Genomic DNA, 14,372 nt, shown 5'->3' with positions numbered 1-14,372 from the left:
TGTTTATTGGCCTGCTTCTGGTGTGTTTGTGTCTAGCGGATCGACCGGTCGTTTCAGTTTGAAATCAAGCTTGGCATTAAAAAATGCGCGGCCTTCATCGACTTCTTTGACTAGCGCTCGCACTGCGGGCTCTTCAAATTTAAATAAAGTCTCATAGAAATAATCATAACTTTCAGGGTAGGAAAAGGCGGCTTGGCGCATAAGCTTTTGGGCAATTGCTTGGTTGCCGCTGAGTGCTTCCATGACGGCCTGATCGGTCATTTGACCCGGATAAGGGCGTAGTGCATTCAGATGCCGCAAAATACTGAGTTTCCAAGGCATCTCACTATCGCTGGCCACGATGTAATTCGATAAGCCGTAATCGGCATAAAAATCAATCAGCGGATTGTGGCGCATCGATTCCAAAGTGCGGATGCGCTCGGCATTCACTTTTTCATCTTGGGCAGGGTCCAAAATCGGGTAAATTTTTAGGTAGAGTTGCCCGCCTAAGACGGCAATCGTCAGGGCAACACCGCCCCACATCGTCCAAATGACACGGGCTGCACTGGTTGGGAGCTTGAGATTGGGTGCGTCGCTGCGCAAGAAAAACAGCGCAACAGCAAATGGCCCAAGGAAATGGAAGTACCATAGGGGGTATTCGACCAAACTGTGCAGTAGTGATACCACAGCGAGCGATGCACCGAATACAACGATAGGGTTATTCCATTGGCGGAACAAATTACAAAACGCCCAGAGAATACCGCCGAGGATAATCAAACCACCAAAAATACCGGTTTCTGCGAGCAGATTGAGCACGGAGTTGTGTGCGTGCGTAAACAAAACGCTTTCCGACACGATTGCAAACTCAGGTCGAACTTGCAATGCCACACTTTGCGCACCAAATGCACCCCAGCCAATGCCAGTCCAAGGGTAGGCCAGAAAAGCCAGCCATGCTTTATGCCACTCGACCAAACGGCGGGAGCCATTGGAGTCTATGCGATCAAGGCCGGTCGGCACTTCATTCTTGGCTTTCAGCATCGCTTGCAGCAATTCATTCACCACAGGTGCAATGAATTGCATCACGATAATTAAAGCCGCAGCGATGGTGAGCGCTTTACCAAACTGGCGAACGATTTCGCCACCGCGCCACCACAGGAATAGACCTGCAGGAAGCCATGCAAAAGCATACAAAAACGGCGAACGTGAGCCACAAAATGCTAAGGATAGCGCCAACCATGGCGCAACAATCCAAAACATCCATTTGGGCAATTCGTCTTTTTGAGTGACCAGATAGGCGGCACTCGCCAAGCCCCAGGCTAGATAATGCCCGTATAGATTTTTTTGGCCGATATTCCCAAAAATCAAGCGCGGGCCTTCTTGAACCAGTTGCATGATTTGCGGAATAGCGAGACCCGAGTTAAATATCGAGCCTGCCAATAAACCCCAGGCAAACATCGTGACCAGTTCATTTTTATCGAACACTGCAAATGCGCGGGATAGGCCCCAAGCAACGCCACCGGCACCCAAGGCGTAAATGATGGGATAGACGACTTCGGTATTGTAATAAGGCTGGGTAATCAACGCTTGAATGCCAATGAGTCCAGCAAAGGCGATCCAAATCAGGCTAGTCCATGGCGGATTTGATTTCTCGCCGCGTGAATTGGGGATAAAGCCGCACGTCAATGTAATCAAGACGCATAAAACAAAGGCCGCGAGTTCGGATGGGAAGACAGGGTTGGGATTCCAGCGAAAGGGAATGCCACAGGGAACGGCTGCCAATAAAAAAAGCAGAGTCTGCAAAATGCGCAGTTGGATCATGGTCAACTCAAATTGTTCATCAATCGGGGGTTATAGGTTTCGGACGATACAGCATTGCGGCAATAAATACACCGAGTTCGTACAAGAGACACAAAGGAATCGCGAGCATCAGCTGAGATGCGATATCAGGTGGCGTCACGATGGCAGCAATCACAAATGCACCTACAATCACATAAGAGCGGATTTCGCGCAGCTTTTCAATCGTGACCATTCCCATGCGAACCGAAACGATAACAGCTATCGGGACTTGGAAGGTTACGCCAAAGGCCAAAAACATCCCCATCGCAAAGTCGAGGTATTCCCCCGAGTCTGGCAGCCATTGCATACTGGCTGGCACAACCGAGACGATGAATTTAAACACCACGCCAAAAACGAGGAAATAGGCAAAAGCCATACCAACGATGAACAAGAGACTGGATGCAAAAATGACCGGAACAATGAGTTTTTTCTCATGCTGATAAAGACCGGGAGCAATAAATGCCCAGACTTGATACAGCGAGTGGGGTAGCGTGATGACAAACGCCACCAAGGCGGCGATTTTGACTTGCACCATAAATGGCGATGCAATCCCGATCGTCACCAATTTTTGCCCTGGTAAGACATTCGCCAAGGGTGCGACCATGATGTCGTAGAGCTGGGCAGAAAACGCGAATGCAATAATGAAACCGACTAGAAACACCAATACGCCACGCACTAGGCGAGTACGGAGTTCTAATAAGTGGCTGAATAGAGGTTGCAGATTATCGTTCATATCTAGTTTCGCTGACGGTCATGCAATATGGAGGGCGGCACGCTCGATAACTTGGGTGATATGAGTACGTGGAGGCGATGCTTAGCGTCGATCACGGTAAGCGCTATTGAGAGGCTGCACAGCATTGGCAAATAAATCGAGCTGGCCGTGCTCGTTTGGATTTGCGGCAATCGCTGCACTCGATTCATCAACGCGATTTTCTTCACTGGCTGTTGGGGGCATTTGAGCGCCTTCCGCCAACATCGATGCAGCATCAGACAAGGGCTGATGAATGGATTGCTGAATCTCATCGGCTTCTTTGCGTAAATCGGCCTCGAGTTGGGCTAATTCGCTCATTTGCATCTCTTGATGCAACTCAGCTTTGACGTTGCCAATAAAGCGCTGCAAACGGCCAAGTAACATCCCAGCCGTTCGAGCGACTTTGGGCATGCGTTCAGGGCCAACGACAATCAGCGTTACCGCACCAATCAGAATGAGTTCACCAAAGCTAACATCAAACACAGGCGTTACCGATTAAATCATCATAAAGAGAGACAAGGGACGGCATGGCCGTCCAACACTCGCTCACGATTAAGGCTTATCGTTATCAATGACGCGGCCGACTTCTTTTTCGGCAGGTTTCTTTTCTGCGTCTTCACCTTCTTTAATGCCGTCTTTAAAGCCCTTCACAGCAGAGCCTAAATCTTTGCCAATAGAGCCTAGTTTTTTTGTGCCAAAAACTAAGATGATAATGACTAAAACAACGAGCCAGTGCCAAATACTAAATGAACCCATGATCAACCTCGAAAATGTCTACGCTTGCCAAAGCAAGAAAAATGAAAACAACGCATAGGGTATAGCTATGCAGACTAATCATAATAATGACTAGCGTCTATTACTCTTGCGGGGTACCCAGGACGTGCAAATGTAAATGGAATACTTCTTGCCCACCGGCCAAGCCGGTATTGATGGCCGTTTTAAATCCGGCCCCCAAACCTTGTTCGCGTGCGATGATTGGCGCTACAGCAAGCATTTTCCCTAGCAAAGCTTGGTCTTCCATCGTCGTCGTGAGTAAAGACTCAATATGACGTTTTGGAATCAGCAAAAAATGCACCGGTGCTGCTGGGCGAATATCATTAAACGCGAGGACATCATCGTCTTCGTAAATGACTTTCGCCGGAATCACACCCGCCACGATTTTACAAAATAGGCAGTCGCTCATGATTTTTAACCTTGTTTGCGCGCAGCTTTTTCATCGATGCCAGAAATACCTTCCCGACGTGCTAGTTCAGCCAATACATCTTCGTGGCTCAGCCCTTCGTGCGCCAATAGCACCAAGGTATGAAACCACAAATCAGCGACTTCGCGCACCAAGTGGAGCTTGTCGCCATCTTTTGCCGCCATGATGGTTTCAACTGCTTCTTCACCCACTTTTTTCAAAATCTCGTCTGTGCCTTTGTGGAATAACTTAGCCACATAGGATGAAGACGGATCAGCCGAACGACGCTCATTGAGCGTAGTAGATAGGCGGTCAAGAATTTCAGCGGAAACCATAGGAACTCCTCAAAACGGCGATTATATTGCGTAAACATTACAATTTCGTGGCTATTGTAACCTTGTGTGGTGGTGATGTGTTTCTGACGGATCAATTTTATTTGCATTTGCTAGCCCTCAGTCGCTGAGCGGCTCAATGTAACTTTCTTTCTTAATGACACTTTGCTTTCAGGTATGTCGTGGTTATATCGGTGTTTCGGTTAGAATAAACGACCAATCACCTTTCTAGTTCAACACTGTCGTGCGGCATTGAAATGTCATCGAAGAGATCATGAATCATGTTTTCAAAAATAGTTAGTTTTTTTCGTTCTACGGTGATTAAACCCAGTCATTTACTGGTGATTCTGTCCGTTGTTCTGGTGTTTGCGGGTTTGGTTGCTTGGGGTTCATTGGCCTTGTATTGGTCTAATTTACCTTGGTGGTCATTGCGCCTTGCTGTTTCGTTGGCTTTTGCCGTATTTGGTATATGGGCTTTGTGGCTATCGCGCCGTTCGAAGATGCGCTTTGTCTTTGCTGGCGTTTTTTTAGTTGTGCTAGCGTATTGGTGGGTGATACCTGCGTCGCATCAGCGGCTGTGGCAAACGGACGTGGCAGTGATGCCTCATGCCGATATTGATGGCGATCGTATTTTATTGCGGAATGTTCGAAATTTTAAGTATCAGACACTGGACGACTTTACTGTGAAGTATGAAGACCGTGAGGTGTTTCTTTCCCATCTTACTGGCGTGGATTTCTTTATTTCGTATTGGATGAAAGGGCCGGTTGGGCATACCTTTTTAAGCTTTACTTTTGATAATGCCCCACCGCTGTCGATTTCGATTGAAACGCGGCCAGAGTCGCATGAAGGCTTTCACCCATTGGCTTCGATGTTTAAGCAGTTTGAGTTGATTTATGTGATGGGCGATGAGCAAGACATTGTTGGTGTTCGCACCAATCATCGCAAAGAAGATGTATTTTTGTATCCTGTGCGCGTGTCGGCCGAAGGGGCGCGGGCTTTATTCTTGATTTATCTGGAGCGAATTAACGAGTTGGCTGCGAAGCCGGAGTGGTACAACTTACTCAGTAATAATTGCACGCTGAATATTGTGCGCTACGCTAATCGGGCAGGGCGAGTGGGGGAGTTTAATATTCGTCATTTATTGAATGGTTGGATTGATACCTATCTTTATCATGCTGGATTTTTAGATACGGATTTACCATTTGAAGAATTCCGTCAACGCTCACATATTAATGCTGCTGCTCAAGCCGCCGAAGGTGATCCCGACTTTTCGGCAAAAATTCGCGCGGGTTTGCCAATTCCGCCTGCGCGCGTAGCGAGTGCGCCTTAAGGTTAACTTTTTTTTCTGTATGTTTTGCGTAATGAAATTGCGGTAATGTTTTTCGGTTTCAGTATTTTGCTTCATGATTCGTCGAATTAGGAATGGGCTTTGATCAGCTTAGGTTGCCAGATTCGCGAGTTTTTATGTCATCAGATAAAGGAAATCAAATATGCAATTCTCTAAGTCGGCACTTCAAGCACTTGTTGCTGCTTCATTATTATCAGTAGCGGGTGTGGCTGCGGCGCAATCTACGGTGTCGTATGGCCGCATTACCGCGATCAATGCAGTCACGGAAGCCAATACCAATGCGCAAGTGGCTGGCGCTGTTGTCGGTGGTACGATTGGTTTGGCATCGGGCTCGGGTCGCTCAGGTAGTAATCGTGCATTGCGTGCGGTGGGCGGTGGTGTTGCGGGACAGCAATTGACTCGCATGGCGACTAATTCGCAGGCTTTCCAATACACGATTTTGATGAACAATAATCAAACCATTACGATGGTGATCGATCAAGGCGGTAAACGCGTTGGCGATTGCGTATCGGTTGAGCAGGGCGCTTTCAATAATCTTCGCTTAGCGGCTGACTCACGTTGTACTGGCCGTGCACAAGCTCCGGTTGCACGCAAAGACCAGCAAAATGCCAATGCTTGCGATGAAGCGAAACAAGGATTGTTAACCGCGACTACGGATGCCGCTTTTGATCAAGCAGAGCGTCGTGTACGCTTGTTGTGTGGCTTCTAAGATTTGAGATGATGAAAAAGACCACGCTTTTGCGTGGTCTTTTTTTTAGGAGCCCAGTTCAGTGCGAATGCCCTGCGCCGTAGATCGCCGATGGATCTTTTAAAATATCCTCGGTGACTTCCCATTGCCCATTTTGCAAGGTACGGAAAAAGCAGCTCTCGCGACCCGTGTGGCAGGCGATGCCGCCTTCTTGCCGAATTTTATAAATCAGCACATCGCCATCGCAATCGAGTTGAATGCTGGAAACGTGTTGAAAGTGCCCCGACTCTTCGCCTTTATGCCATAGCTTTTGCCGTGAACGCGTCCAGTAATGGGCGGTATGCTTCTGGGCGGTAAGCGCTACGGCGTCTGCATTGGCATACGCAAACATCATTACGCGACCTGTGGTTTCATCTTGCGCGATTACCGGAACGAGGCCTTTCTCGTCCCACTTGATTTCGGCTAGCCAATTTGTAGTCATTACAGCCTTACCTCGATACCTGCAGCTTGCATCGCCAATTTGGCTTCGCGCACTGAATATTCGCCAAAGTGGAAAATACTTGCGGCGAGCACGGCATCGGCGTGACCTTGCGTAACACCATCGACCAAATGCTGCAGATTGCCGACCCCGCCCGAGGCAATCACCGGAATGTTTACTGCATCAGAAACCGCTCGCGTCAGTGGTAGGTTAAAGCCAATTTTGGTGCCGTCACGGTCCATGCTGGTGAGCAAGATTTCACCCGCGCCGAGCTGCTGCATTTTCAACGCCCATTCCACGGCATCAAGTCCTGTTGCGCGGCGGCCGCCGTGGGTGAAAACTTCCCAGCGGCTATTAGTCGCGTCAGTGGCTTTGGCATCAATCGCCACCACAATCGCTTGGCTACCAAAACGGCTGGCAGCTTGTTCGACCACCTCGGGATTCGTCACTGCGGTGGTGTTGATGCTGACTTTGTCGGCACCGGCATTGAGCAAACGACGCACATCATCCGGCACACGCACGCCACCGCCCACGGTAAGCGGGATAAAGACTTGTGAAGCCACGGCCTCGATCACGTGCAAAATCAGATCGCGGTTGTCGCTAGAGGCGGTAATGTCGAGGAAGGTTAGCTCGTCAGCGCCTTGTTCGTTGTAGCGGCGGGCGATTTCGACTGGGTCGCCTGCATCACGTAGTTCGAGGAAGTTGACTCCTTTAACTACACGACCATTGGTCACATCAAGGCAAGGGATAATTCGTTTGGCTAAAGGCATGTATGTGTGAGGAGTAAAGGGTAAGGTGAAAGGTGTGAAGCGAGAGGGTAGCGGCGTTTATGGTTTTACCCCTAACGCCTAGCGCCTCACTCTTCACTCTGTTGCTGTTTCCAGTTTTCCCACACTGCGGCTGCGACTTCAGCATATTGGCTGCGGCCACCAGCAAATTCTGGCGTAAACCATTGTGTGAAAACATTAAAGATTAATTGCTGCACATCATCTACGTTCATGCATTGCGGCAGGCTACGCAAAATACTGCCGACTTCGGGCGCGTAGCCTTCAGGCTCGCCGACGAGGGTCATCATCATCGGATCGTGGTCAAACAACAGTTGGCAGACTTGAGCAAACCATTCGGGATTATTCGAGCGTATCCATTCGCCCGCTTTTTTCTCGTCGTTTGCCCAATCAAACCATTCTGGTTTTTCCATGCGCCCTCGCAGTGATTTACGCCGACAGTTCGTCTGCTAAATCTTGTGCTTTTGCAAAATCAATGGTGCCTTCGTAAATCGCACGGCCGGTAATCACGCCTTCGATCCCTTCATCAGCGACTTCGCACAATTTACGCACATCATCGAGATTAGTCAGGCCACCTGATGCGATCACAGGAATGGTTAATGCTTGAGCTAGTTTCACGGTTGCTTCGATATTCACGCCCGACAGCATGCCATCGCGGCCAATGTCGGTGTAAATCACGCTTTCTACGCCGTAGCCTTCAAAGCGTTTAGCCAAATCAATCACATTGTGATCGGTGATTTTCGCCCAACCATCGGTAGCCACCATGCCGTCTTTTGCATCCAAGCCAACAATGATATTGCCGGGGAAAGCATCACATGCTTCGTGCAAAAAGCCAGGCTGCTTAATCGCTGCAGTACCAATAATGACGTAATCAATGCCGGCATCAAGGTACATTTCTATGGTTTCGAGTGAGCGAATACCGCCACCCAATTGCACTGGTACTTCACCTTTGATTTCAGCCAAAATCGCTTTAACGGCGGCTAAGTTCTTTGGTTTTCCAGCAAATGCGCCGTTCAAATCAACTAGGTGCATGCGGCGAGCGCCTTGGCCTAGCCAATGGCTAACAAAACTCGCAGGATCATCAGAGAAAACAGTTGCGCCTTCCATTTCACCTTGGCGCAGGCGAACGCACTGGCCATCTTTTAAGTCAATTGCAGGGATAATCAGCATGATTGAGAGTTCGTGTTAGTAGTAAGTTGATCATTGAAACGCTAGCAGTATTTAGCTCAAATTGGCGCAGGAACGAGTAAGCACTGGCCATCTTTTAAATCAATTGCAGGAATAATCAGCATGATATGAGCGTGTTATTAAGTGAGTCGTTAATGGGTTAAGCAAGAAAGCAGTATAGGTTATAAATTTGCACTGCGATTGTTTTTCAATTTTATTGCTTGCCGTTCCACAGTACAAAGTTCTTTAGTAATTGCAAACCTGCCGTGCTGCTTTTTTCTGGGTGGCATTGAATCGCAAAAATATTGTCTTTGGCGATCGCCACTGCGAACCGATTCGGATAACCAGTTTCGATGATCGTGTCGTGCGGTTCGGCCGGTGAAAAGTGGTAGCTGTGCACAAAATAAAAGCGTTCAGTGTCGCTAATTCCCGCCCAAAGTGGATGATCTTGGACAATAAACATCTCATTCCAGCCCATGTGCGGCACTTTGAGCTTTTGCCCATTGGCGTCATGCATATTTTCTGGCTTGAATTTGATGACATTGCCTTTGAACACGCCTAGGCAATCCATATCGCCTTCTTCGCTGTGTTCAAATAACAATTGCGCACCAACACAAATACCTAAAAATGGTTTGCTCGCCGCTGCGTCAAGCACGGCTTGTTTTAAGCCACTGGCTTCCAGTTCGCGCATGCAGTCGGGCATCGCGCCTTGACCGGGGAAAACCACTTTGTCGGCGCTCGCAACGACCGCTGGATCGGCAGTCAGGATAATTTCGGCATGATCTTCTGCCACCAACTCAAATGCTTTGGTGACGGAATGCAAATTGCCCATACCATAGTCAACGATGGCGATTTTTTGCATGCTCATATCAACCTACCAACGTGCCTTTGGTGGACGGCGTAATGCCTGCCATCCGTGGGTCAAATTCAACTGCCATGCGCAGCGCACGACCTAAAGCTTTGAAAATCGTTTCGGCTTGGTGGTGGGCGTTTTTGCCTTTCAAATTGTCAATGTGCAAGCTGATTGCCGCGTGATTAACAAAACCACGGAAGAATTCGCCAAACAAATCAACGTCAAAGCCGCCAATCATTGCGCGGGTGTATTCACAGTCATATTCCAAACAGGGGCGACCAGACAGGTCTACCACGACGCGGCTCAGTGCTTCGTCGAGTGGCACATAGCTGTGGCCGTAGCGAACGATGCCTTTTTTATCGCCGACTGCTTTGGCAAAGGCTTGGCCAAGCGTGATGCCCACGTCTTCAACGGTGTGGTGTGCATCGATGTGCAAATCACCAACGGCTTTGATTTCAATATCAAATAGGCCGTGGCGCGCAACTTGGTCGAGCATGTGTTCGAAAAACGGTACGCCCGTATCAAATTTACTTACACCGGTACCATCGAGGTTCAGCGTAATCGTGATTTGAGTTTCTAGCGTATTGCGGGTGACAGTAACTTGGCGCATGGGTCGGTCTCGATGTTTGGGGCGTTACGGCAGCAAATGCAGGCGATAACGACTTTAGACGCTTATTTTCTAACAGAAACAGCTTTACGGGAAGTCTTACTAGCGATTTCCCTGACATGGCCAGTTGAAGAATGATGAAAGGCGATGGATGTAAAATAATTACATATGGGTATGCTTATGTAGACATTAAATATTAATGGCTACATGCATATACCATAGTTAAAATTTTTTATTGGACTGTCTTGCCTGATTCAGCGGGATTTTAAAAATGAGGGTCAGGCATCAGCACAACGGTGTTGGCGTTGCTGATGACGGCCTGCAGCGATTCGAGGAAGTTCAGTGACGCCATAGCTGTATATACGCGTGCTGAGGGTCGTAATTAGCGATTTGCTTGGTAATGCTAAAGCGTCGATTGGGGCGCGGATCGGTGCCGTAGCCTGCCAAATATAGCCAGTTGCCTTGATTGCTGTAGACATCGTAATCGATCAGTTGCGATTCAAACCATGCCGCACCCGCGCGCCAATCGCATTGCAGTTCGTGAATAAGGTAGCTCGCGACATTCTGCCGCATTCGGTTGGAGAGGTAGCCGGTTGCCGCCAATTCGCGCATACCTGCATCGATGAACGGCTCGCCAGTTTGAGCTTGGCGCCATTTGGTGAAGTTGTCTGTGTGGTGTGAAACGCTTGCCGCGGAGTTGAGTCCCTTGGCGCGGTACAGTTGCCGCCCATAGCGCAGGTGTAAAAACCGAAAGAAATCGCGCCACAGCAGCTCAAAGCCAATCCAGTATGTACTTTCATTGGCGCCAACGATGGCTTCGTGTGCTTTGACTGCGTGATTGATTTGCCTTGCTGAGAGCGCCCCAGTGGCGAGCCACGGTGAGAGTTTGGTCGAGTAATCGGTGCCAATCAGTCCGTTGCGGGTTTCTTTATAGGTGTCAGCCAAACCCGATTGAATATAGCGAGCCAAATGCGCTGCCGCCGCAGTCGCGCCGCCCTGCCATTGCGTTTGTTGGTAGGGAAATGCGCTGCGTGCGTCGTGATGGACTGCGCCCGCCCAAGCTTTGATATCTGCCGCTTCAATCGTTGCGATGGCTGCAGGTGGCGCAGGCAGTCGATCTATCTCTGGCTGCGGAGGAGGGATTTGAGTGGCCGACTGCTCAATTTGGTGCCGAAACGGTGTAAACGTTGCGGGTAGCTGGTGAATCTGAAATGGCAGCTGGTCCGGGTCGAATAAGCTCGATTGCCACGTCGTTGTGACATTAAAACCGTGCTCACGCAGCGCGTCGACTTGGGCGGTTTCTTCGGGCGCGGCAATCGTTTCGCAATAGAGCGTGGTGGTATTCAGTTGCCTAAGCAGTGGCGGCAGTACTTGCTCTGGCTGACCGGCAATGATGATGAGCGAATTGCCCCGCTCTGCACAGGCCGCCTCAAGATCGTGCAGCGTATCGCTCAGAAACGCTTTTCGATGCTGACCGACGCGAGTAAATCCCCACTGAGTTTGTTCGTCTGGTGCGATGCAGTAAATCAGTGCTAGTTCATCGCATTGCTGGCAAGCGAGGTGAAGTGAGGCGTTGTCGCTCAGGCGTAAGTCATTTCGAAACCAATAGGCTGCGGTTGGCATTCTGAGTTCTCGTTTAATTGGCGCTGTGCGTCAGCAAGATATCTGCGGCCGCTACACCAGATAGATAAGCGCCTTCGACTCGGCCTCCGGCCAGCCAATCGCCTGCAATCGCCAAGCCATCGCTGGCGTCTTGCGTTATGGGCGCTTCAGCATTGCCCCGCGCATATAGCCAACGATGGGCGGTAGCCGCTTGCCAACTCGGCTTGGATTGGCCCCACTGTTTTAAGAGTCGACTAAAAGCTTGGCATAGCGCATCAATGACCATGTCGGGCGTATCGTCTAAATGCGCGAGCGACCAGGCCACGCTGGCGTGTAAAACCCAGTGCTGACCGCTACGACCTGCTTTGCTGCTATCGAGCGCAATCCAAGATAAAACATCATCGTTGACATTGGTTTCATTCACGAAGAGCCCAGCAAACGGCAGATGAATTGCGTGCTTGCTACTGATCATCACCGCCCAGCAGGGCTGCATCGTGACTTGTGCCGTAGCCGCTTGCAGTGGATGCGTTGCAGGCAGCAGCCTTGCCACTTGTGGCGCTGGAATCGCCAATACCAGCTCAGGCGCTTGCCAAGTTTTTGATTCAGAATGAACGCTCCAAGCTCCGCAAGATCGGCTTATGCAGCTCACTTGAGCCGATAATTCGATGACTAATTGCGCCGCCATCGCGCGTAACGGTGCATTCATCGTGGGTTTGCCGACAAAGCGTTGCTGCGGCGAGCTGGCTTGTAGCGTTGTTCCATCCCATGCGTAAATGGGTTCATGCCAACGGCTAACGACATTAGCACGGAGCCAAAGCGCAATTTGGCGGCGAAAGGTGGCTGATCTTGCCGTGAAATATTGCGCGCCGTGATCCCATTGCCCCGCATCAGTGCGGCGAGTTGCCATCCGCCCGCCGACACCGCGTGATTTTTCGAGCACCAACACGTCTTTGCCCGCAGCGCGTAGTTGTTGTGCTGCACTCAGTCCCGCCATGCCCGCACCAATCACAATCACATCCCAGTTGGTTTTCAAAGCGATTCCTTGATGTTTGAATTACAAATGATCGAGCTGCCCAAGATACAGTTCGGCTTGGGCTAATGTGGCTTCGCGTTCGGCACCGTCCATTTTTTTCCAAGTTTGATAAGTCATGCCGAGTCTTGGATTTTTCTCTAGGCGTGCGGCGTGGCGATGATGAAAGTGCCAGTACAGACTATTGAACGGACACGCTTTTTCTCCGTGACGCTGTTTGGCATCATAGTGGCAGCCTTTACAATAATCGCTCATTTTATTGATATAGCTCGCCGAACCCGAGTAGGGTTTGCTGCCCAATAGACCGCCATCGGCATACTGGCTCATGCCGCGCGTATTGGGCATTTCGACCCATTCAAACGCATCGACATAAATCCCTAAGTACCAAGCGTCGACTTCATCGGGCGCAATACCCGCCAGCAAGGCAAAGTTGCCCGTAACCATTAGCCGTTGAATGTGGTGGGCGTAGCCCGTTTCCAGCGATTGCGTGATCGCGTGTTGGGCGCAATTCATTTTGGTGCTGCCGTCCCAATACCAGCTCGGTAGCTTGCCTTGATGGTTTAGTGCATTGAGTTGCCCGTACTGCGGCATTCGCGCCCAGTACACGCCGCGAACGAACTCGCGCCAGCCCAAAATTTGCCGCACAAAGCCTTCAATGGTCGAGAGTGAAACGCGCTCGGCTTCGTATTCAAGCAGCGCCGCCTGTATGACTTCGAGTGGGTGCAGTAATTTGATATTGAGTGCAAACGACAAGCCAGCATGAAACAGCGTGGTTGATGCGGTACTCATCGCGTCTTGATAGGCGCCAAAGTGGGGGAGTGCATTTTGAATGAAAGTCGCTAAAGCATGTTTGGCTTGGCTGCGTGTCACCGGCCACGGAAAGGTGCTGGCTTGCGGCTGGCCTATGGTTTTGACGCCCGCGGCGCTGATTTCTTGCCAGAGTTCGCTTAAATCGGTGGCGTAGTTGGGCCAAGCGGGCGCAACAGGTTGGCCATTCCAGCGTTTGCGATTGTCTTGGTCAAAATTCCATTGTCCGCCGATAGGTTGGCCTTCGGCATCGAGCAAAATTTGATATTGCTTGCGCAATGCTCGATAGAAAAACTCCATGCGCGGTATTTTTTGCGAAAATTGCGTGCTAATCGCTACACGATCGGCGAGAAAGTGTTCACTATCGACGACTATAACTGGAACGCCAAGCTGTGCTTCGGCGGCGAGAAACTGGCTCTCTAAGCGATATTCATCAGCCTGTTGCCGCTCTAGCTGTGTGATTTGTTCTGACTTGATCAGGTCAATCAAGTTGCTGATGAAGTTTTGCTGGTTGTTGGCATCATTTATTTTGATGTACTGCACGCGGCAACCTGCGGCTTGCAACGCGGTAGCAAAGCCACGCATTGCTGCAAAGATGCCCAAAACCTTTTGCGCATGATGCTGGGCGTAGTCGGTTTCGCTGCGTAATTCCATCAACACATACAGCACATCGCTGCGGGCGCGCTCAATTGGGCTAAACCAACTGTGCTGAATATTGAGCTGGTCGCCCAGAATGAGTCGCAGTGTGCTCATGTTTTGGCCTTGTGGAGCGAGCAGCGCACGCTACAGTATTTGACGGATTCCCAGTTCTTGGCCCACTTTTTTCGCCACGCAAAAGGGCGCTGGCACACTGGGCAGATTTTTTGTGGAAGATTGAGTTTGTGGTGTGTCATTTTTAGGTGGTGTATCTGCATATAGTCTTTATTTA

The 14,372-nt window shown here is 50.0% G+C and carries 17 protein-coding genes and 1 pseudogene; 2 read left to right on the top strand and 16 right to left on the bottom strand.

The features are described 5' to 3' along the window. Positions 1 to 3: 3 nt before the first annotated feature. The 6 genes and pseudogenes from K4H28_RS13065 to K4H28_RS13040 form a co-directional block, all read right to left on the bottom strand. Positions 4 to 1,797 carry a PglL family O-oligosaccharyltransferase gene (locus K4H28_RS13065; protein ID WP_221005590.1) on the bottom strand — a complete coding sequence of 598 codons (1,794 nt, stop codon included), beginning with the start codon at positions 1,795 to 1,797 and terminating at the stop codon, positions 4 to 6. Positions 1,798 to 1,816: 19 nt separating this feature from the next. Continuing rightward, positions 1,817 to 2,548, bottom strand: coding sequence for a twin-arginine translocase subunit TatC (gene tatC / locus K4H28_RS13060; protein ID WP_221005589.1), 732 nt, complete (start codon positions 2,546 to 2,548; stop codon positions 1,817 to 1,819). Positions 2,549 to 2,901: 353 nt separating this feature from the next. After that, positions 2,902 to 3,049, bottom strand: a pseudogene (locus K4H28_RS16950) (twin-arginine translocase TatA/TatE family subunit); the annotation flags it as partial. Positions 3,050 to 3,118: 69 nt separating this feature from the next. Beyond that, entirely contained in the window at positions 3,119 to 3,322 is a 204-nt protein-coding gene (tatA, locus tag K4H28_RS13050) for a Sec-independent protein translocase subunit TatA (protein WP_221005587.1), read from the bottom strand. Positions 3,323 to 3,422: 100 nt separating this feature from the next. After that, the gene (locus K4H28_RS13045; protein WP_221005586.1) at positions 3,423 to 3,749 is read right to left on the bottom strand and encodes a histidine triad nucleotide-binding protein; all 327 of its coding nucleotides are present in this window, start codon (positions 3,747 to 3,749) and stop codon (positions 3,423 to 3,425) included. Positions 3,750 to 3,754: 5 nt separating this feature from the next. Next, on the bottom strand, positions 3,755 to 4,081 hold the full coding sequence (locus K4H28_RS13040; protein WP_221005585.1) for a phosphoribosyl-ATP diphosphatase: 327 nt from the start codon (positions 4,079 to 4,081) through the stop codon (positions 3,755 to 3,757). 278 nt (positions 4,082 to 4,359) lie between these two features. On the opposite strand from K4H28_RS13040, the gene K4H28_RS13035 reads away from it, so the two are divergent. Next, on the top strand, positions 4,360 to 5,409 hold the full coding sequence (locus K4H28_RS13035; protein ID WP_221005584.1) for an Lnb N-terminal periplasmic domain-containing protein: 1,050 nt from the start codon (positions 4,360 to 4,362) through the stop codon (positions 5,407 to 5,409). Positions 5,410 to 5,569: 160 nt separating this feature from the next. Further along, the gene (locus K4H28_RS13030; protein ID WP_221005583.1) at positions 5,570 to 6,136 is read left to right on the top strand and encodes a hypothetical protein; all 567 of its coding nucleotides are present in this window, start codon (positions 5,570 to 5,572) and stop codon (positions 6,134 to 6,136) included. 58 nt (positions 6,137 to 6,194) lie between these two features. Here the strand turns inward: K4H28_RS13030 and hisI are convergent, their stop codons facing one another. The 10 genes from hisI to K4H28_RS12980 form a co-directional block, all read right to left on the bottom strand. Next, complete coding sequence (gene hisI, locus K4H28_RS13025; RefSeq protein ID WP_221005582.1) at positions 6,195 to 6,596, bottom strand: phosphoribosyl-AMP cyclohydrolase; 402 nt, start codon at positions 6,594 to 6,596, stop codon at positions 6,195 to 6,197. Continuing rightward, on the bottom strand, positions 6,596 to 7,363 hold the full coding sequence (gene hisF / locus K4H28_RS13020) for an imidazole glycerol phosphate synthase subunit HisF (RefSeq protein ID WP_221005581.1): 768 nt from the start codon (positions 7,361 to 7,363) through the stop codon (positions 6,596 to 6,598). Before hisF ends, hisI begins: the two co-directional genes overlap by 1 nt. An 86-nt stretch (positions 7,364 to 7,449) precedes the next feature. Further along, positions 7,450 to 7,791, bottom strand: a complete 342-nt coding sequence (locus tag K4H28_RS13015) for a hypothetical protein (RefSeq protein ID WP_221005580.1) — start codon at positions 7,789 to 7,791, stop codon at positions 7,450 to 7,452. A gap of 16 nt (positions 7,792 to 7,807) precedes the next feature. Further along, positions 7,808 to 8,548: a 1-(5-phosphoribosyl)-5-[(5-phosphoribosylamino)methylideneamino]imidazole-4-carboxamide isomerase gene (gene hisA / locus K4H28_RS13010; RefSeq protein WP_221005579.1), complete on the bottom strand. Its 741-nt coding sequence runs from the start codon at positions 8,546 to 8,548 to the stop codon at positions 7,808 to 7,810. Between the two features lie 211 nt (positions 8,549 to 8,759). Then, positions 8,760 to 9,407, bottom strand: a complete 648-nt coding sequence (gene hisH, locus K4H28_RS13005) for an imidazole glycerol phosphate synthase subunit HisH (RefSeq protein WP_221008054.1) — start codon at positions 9,405 to 9,407, stop codon at positions 8,760 to 8,762. Between the two features lie 7 nt (positions 9,408 to 9,414). Continuing rightward, positions 9,415 to 10,008 (bottom strand): imidazoleglycerol-phosphate dehydratase HisB, encoded by a 594-nt coding sequence (hisB, locus tag K4H28_RS13000; protein ID WP_221005578.1) that lies wholly within the window; start codon positions 10,006 to 10,008, stop codon positions 9,415 to 9,417. A 336-nt stretch (positions 10,009 to 10,344) separates the two neighbouring features. Continuing rightward, on the bottom strand, positions 10,345 to 11,628 hold the full coding sequence (locus K4H28_RS12995) for a DASH family cryptochrome (RefSeq protein WP_221005577.1): 1,284 nt from the start codon (positions 11,626 to 11,628) through the stop codon (positions 10,345 to 10,347). Between the two features lie 13 nt (positions 11,629 to 11,641). Then, positions 11,642 to 12,640 carry an NAD(P)/FAD-dependent oxidoreductase gene (locus tag K4H28_RS12990; protein ID WP_221005576.1) on the bottom strand — a complete coding sequence of 333 codons (999 nt, stop codon included), beginning with the start codon at positions 12,638 to 12,640 and terminating at the stop codon, positions 11,642 to 11,644. A 21-nt stretch (positions 12,641 to 12,661) separates the two neighbouring features. After that, positions 12,662 to 14,197, bottom strand: coding sequence for a cryptochrome/photolyase family protein (locus K4H28_RS12985; RefSeq protein WP_221005575.1), 1,536 nt, complete (start codon positions 14,195 to 14,197; stop codon positions 12,662 to 12,664). Then, a complete protein-coding gene (locus K4H28_RS12980; protein WP_255573680.1) occupies positions 14,194 to 14,337 on the bottom strand; it encodes a DUF2256 domain-containing protein in 144 nt (47 codons plus the stop codon). Before K4H28_RS12980 ends, K4H28_RS12985 begins: the two co-directional genes overlap by 4 nt. Between the last annotated feature and the right edge of the window lie 35 nt (positions 14,338 to 14,372).

The organism is Deefgea tanakiae (assembly GCF_019665765.1).
Taxonomy (GTDB): domain Bacteria; phylum Pseudomonadota; class Gammaproteobacteria; order Burkholderiales; family Chitinibacteraceae; genus Deefgea; species Deefgea tanakiae.
Note: the sequence above shows the minus strand (reverse complement) of the source record. Positions and strands in the feature narration are given on the sequence as shown.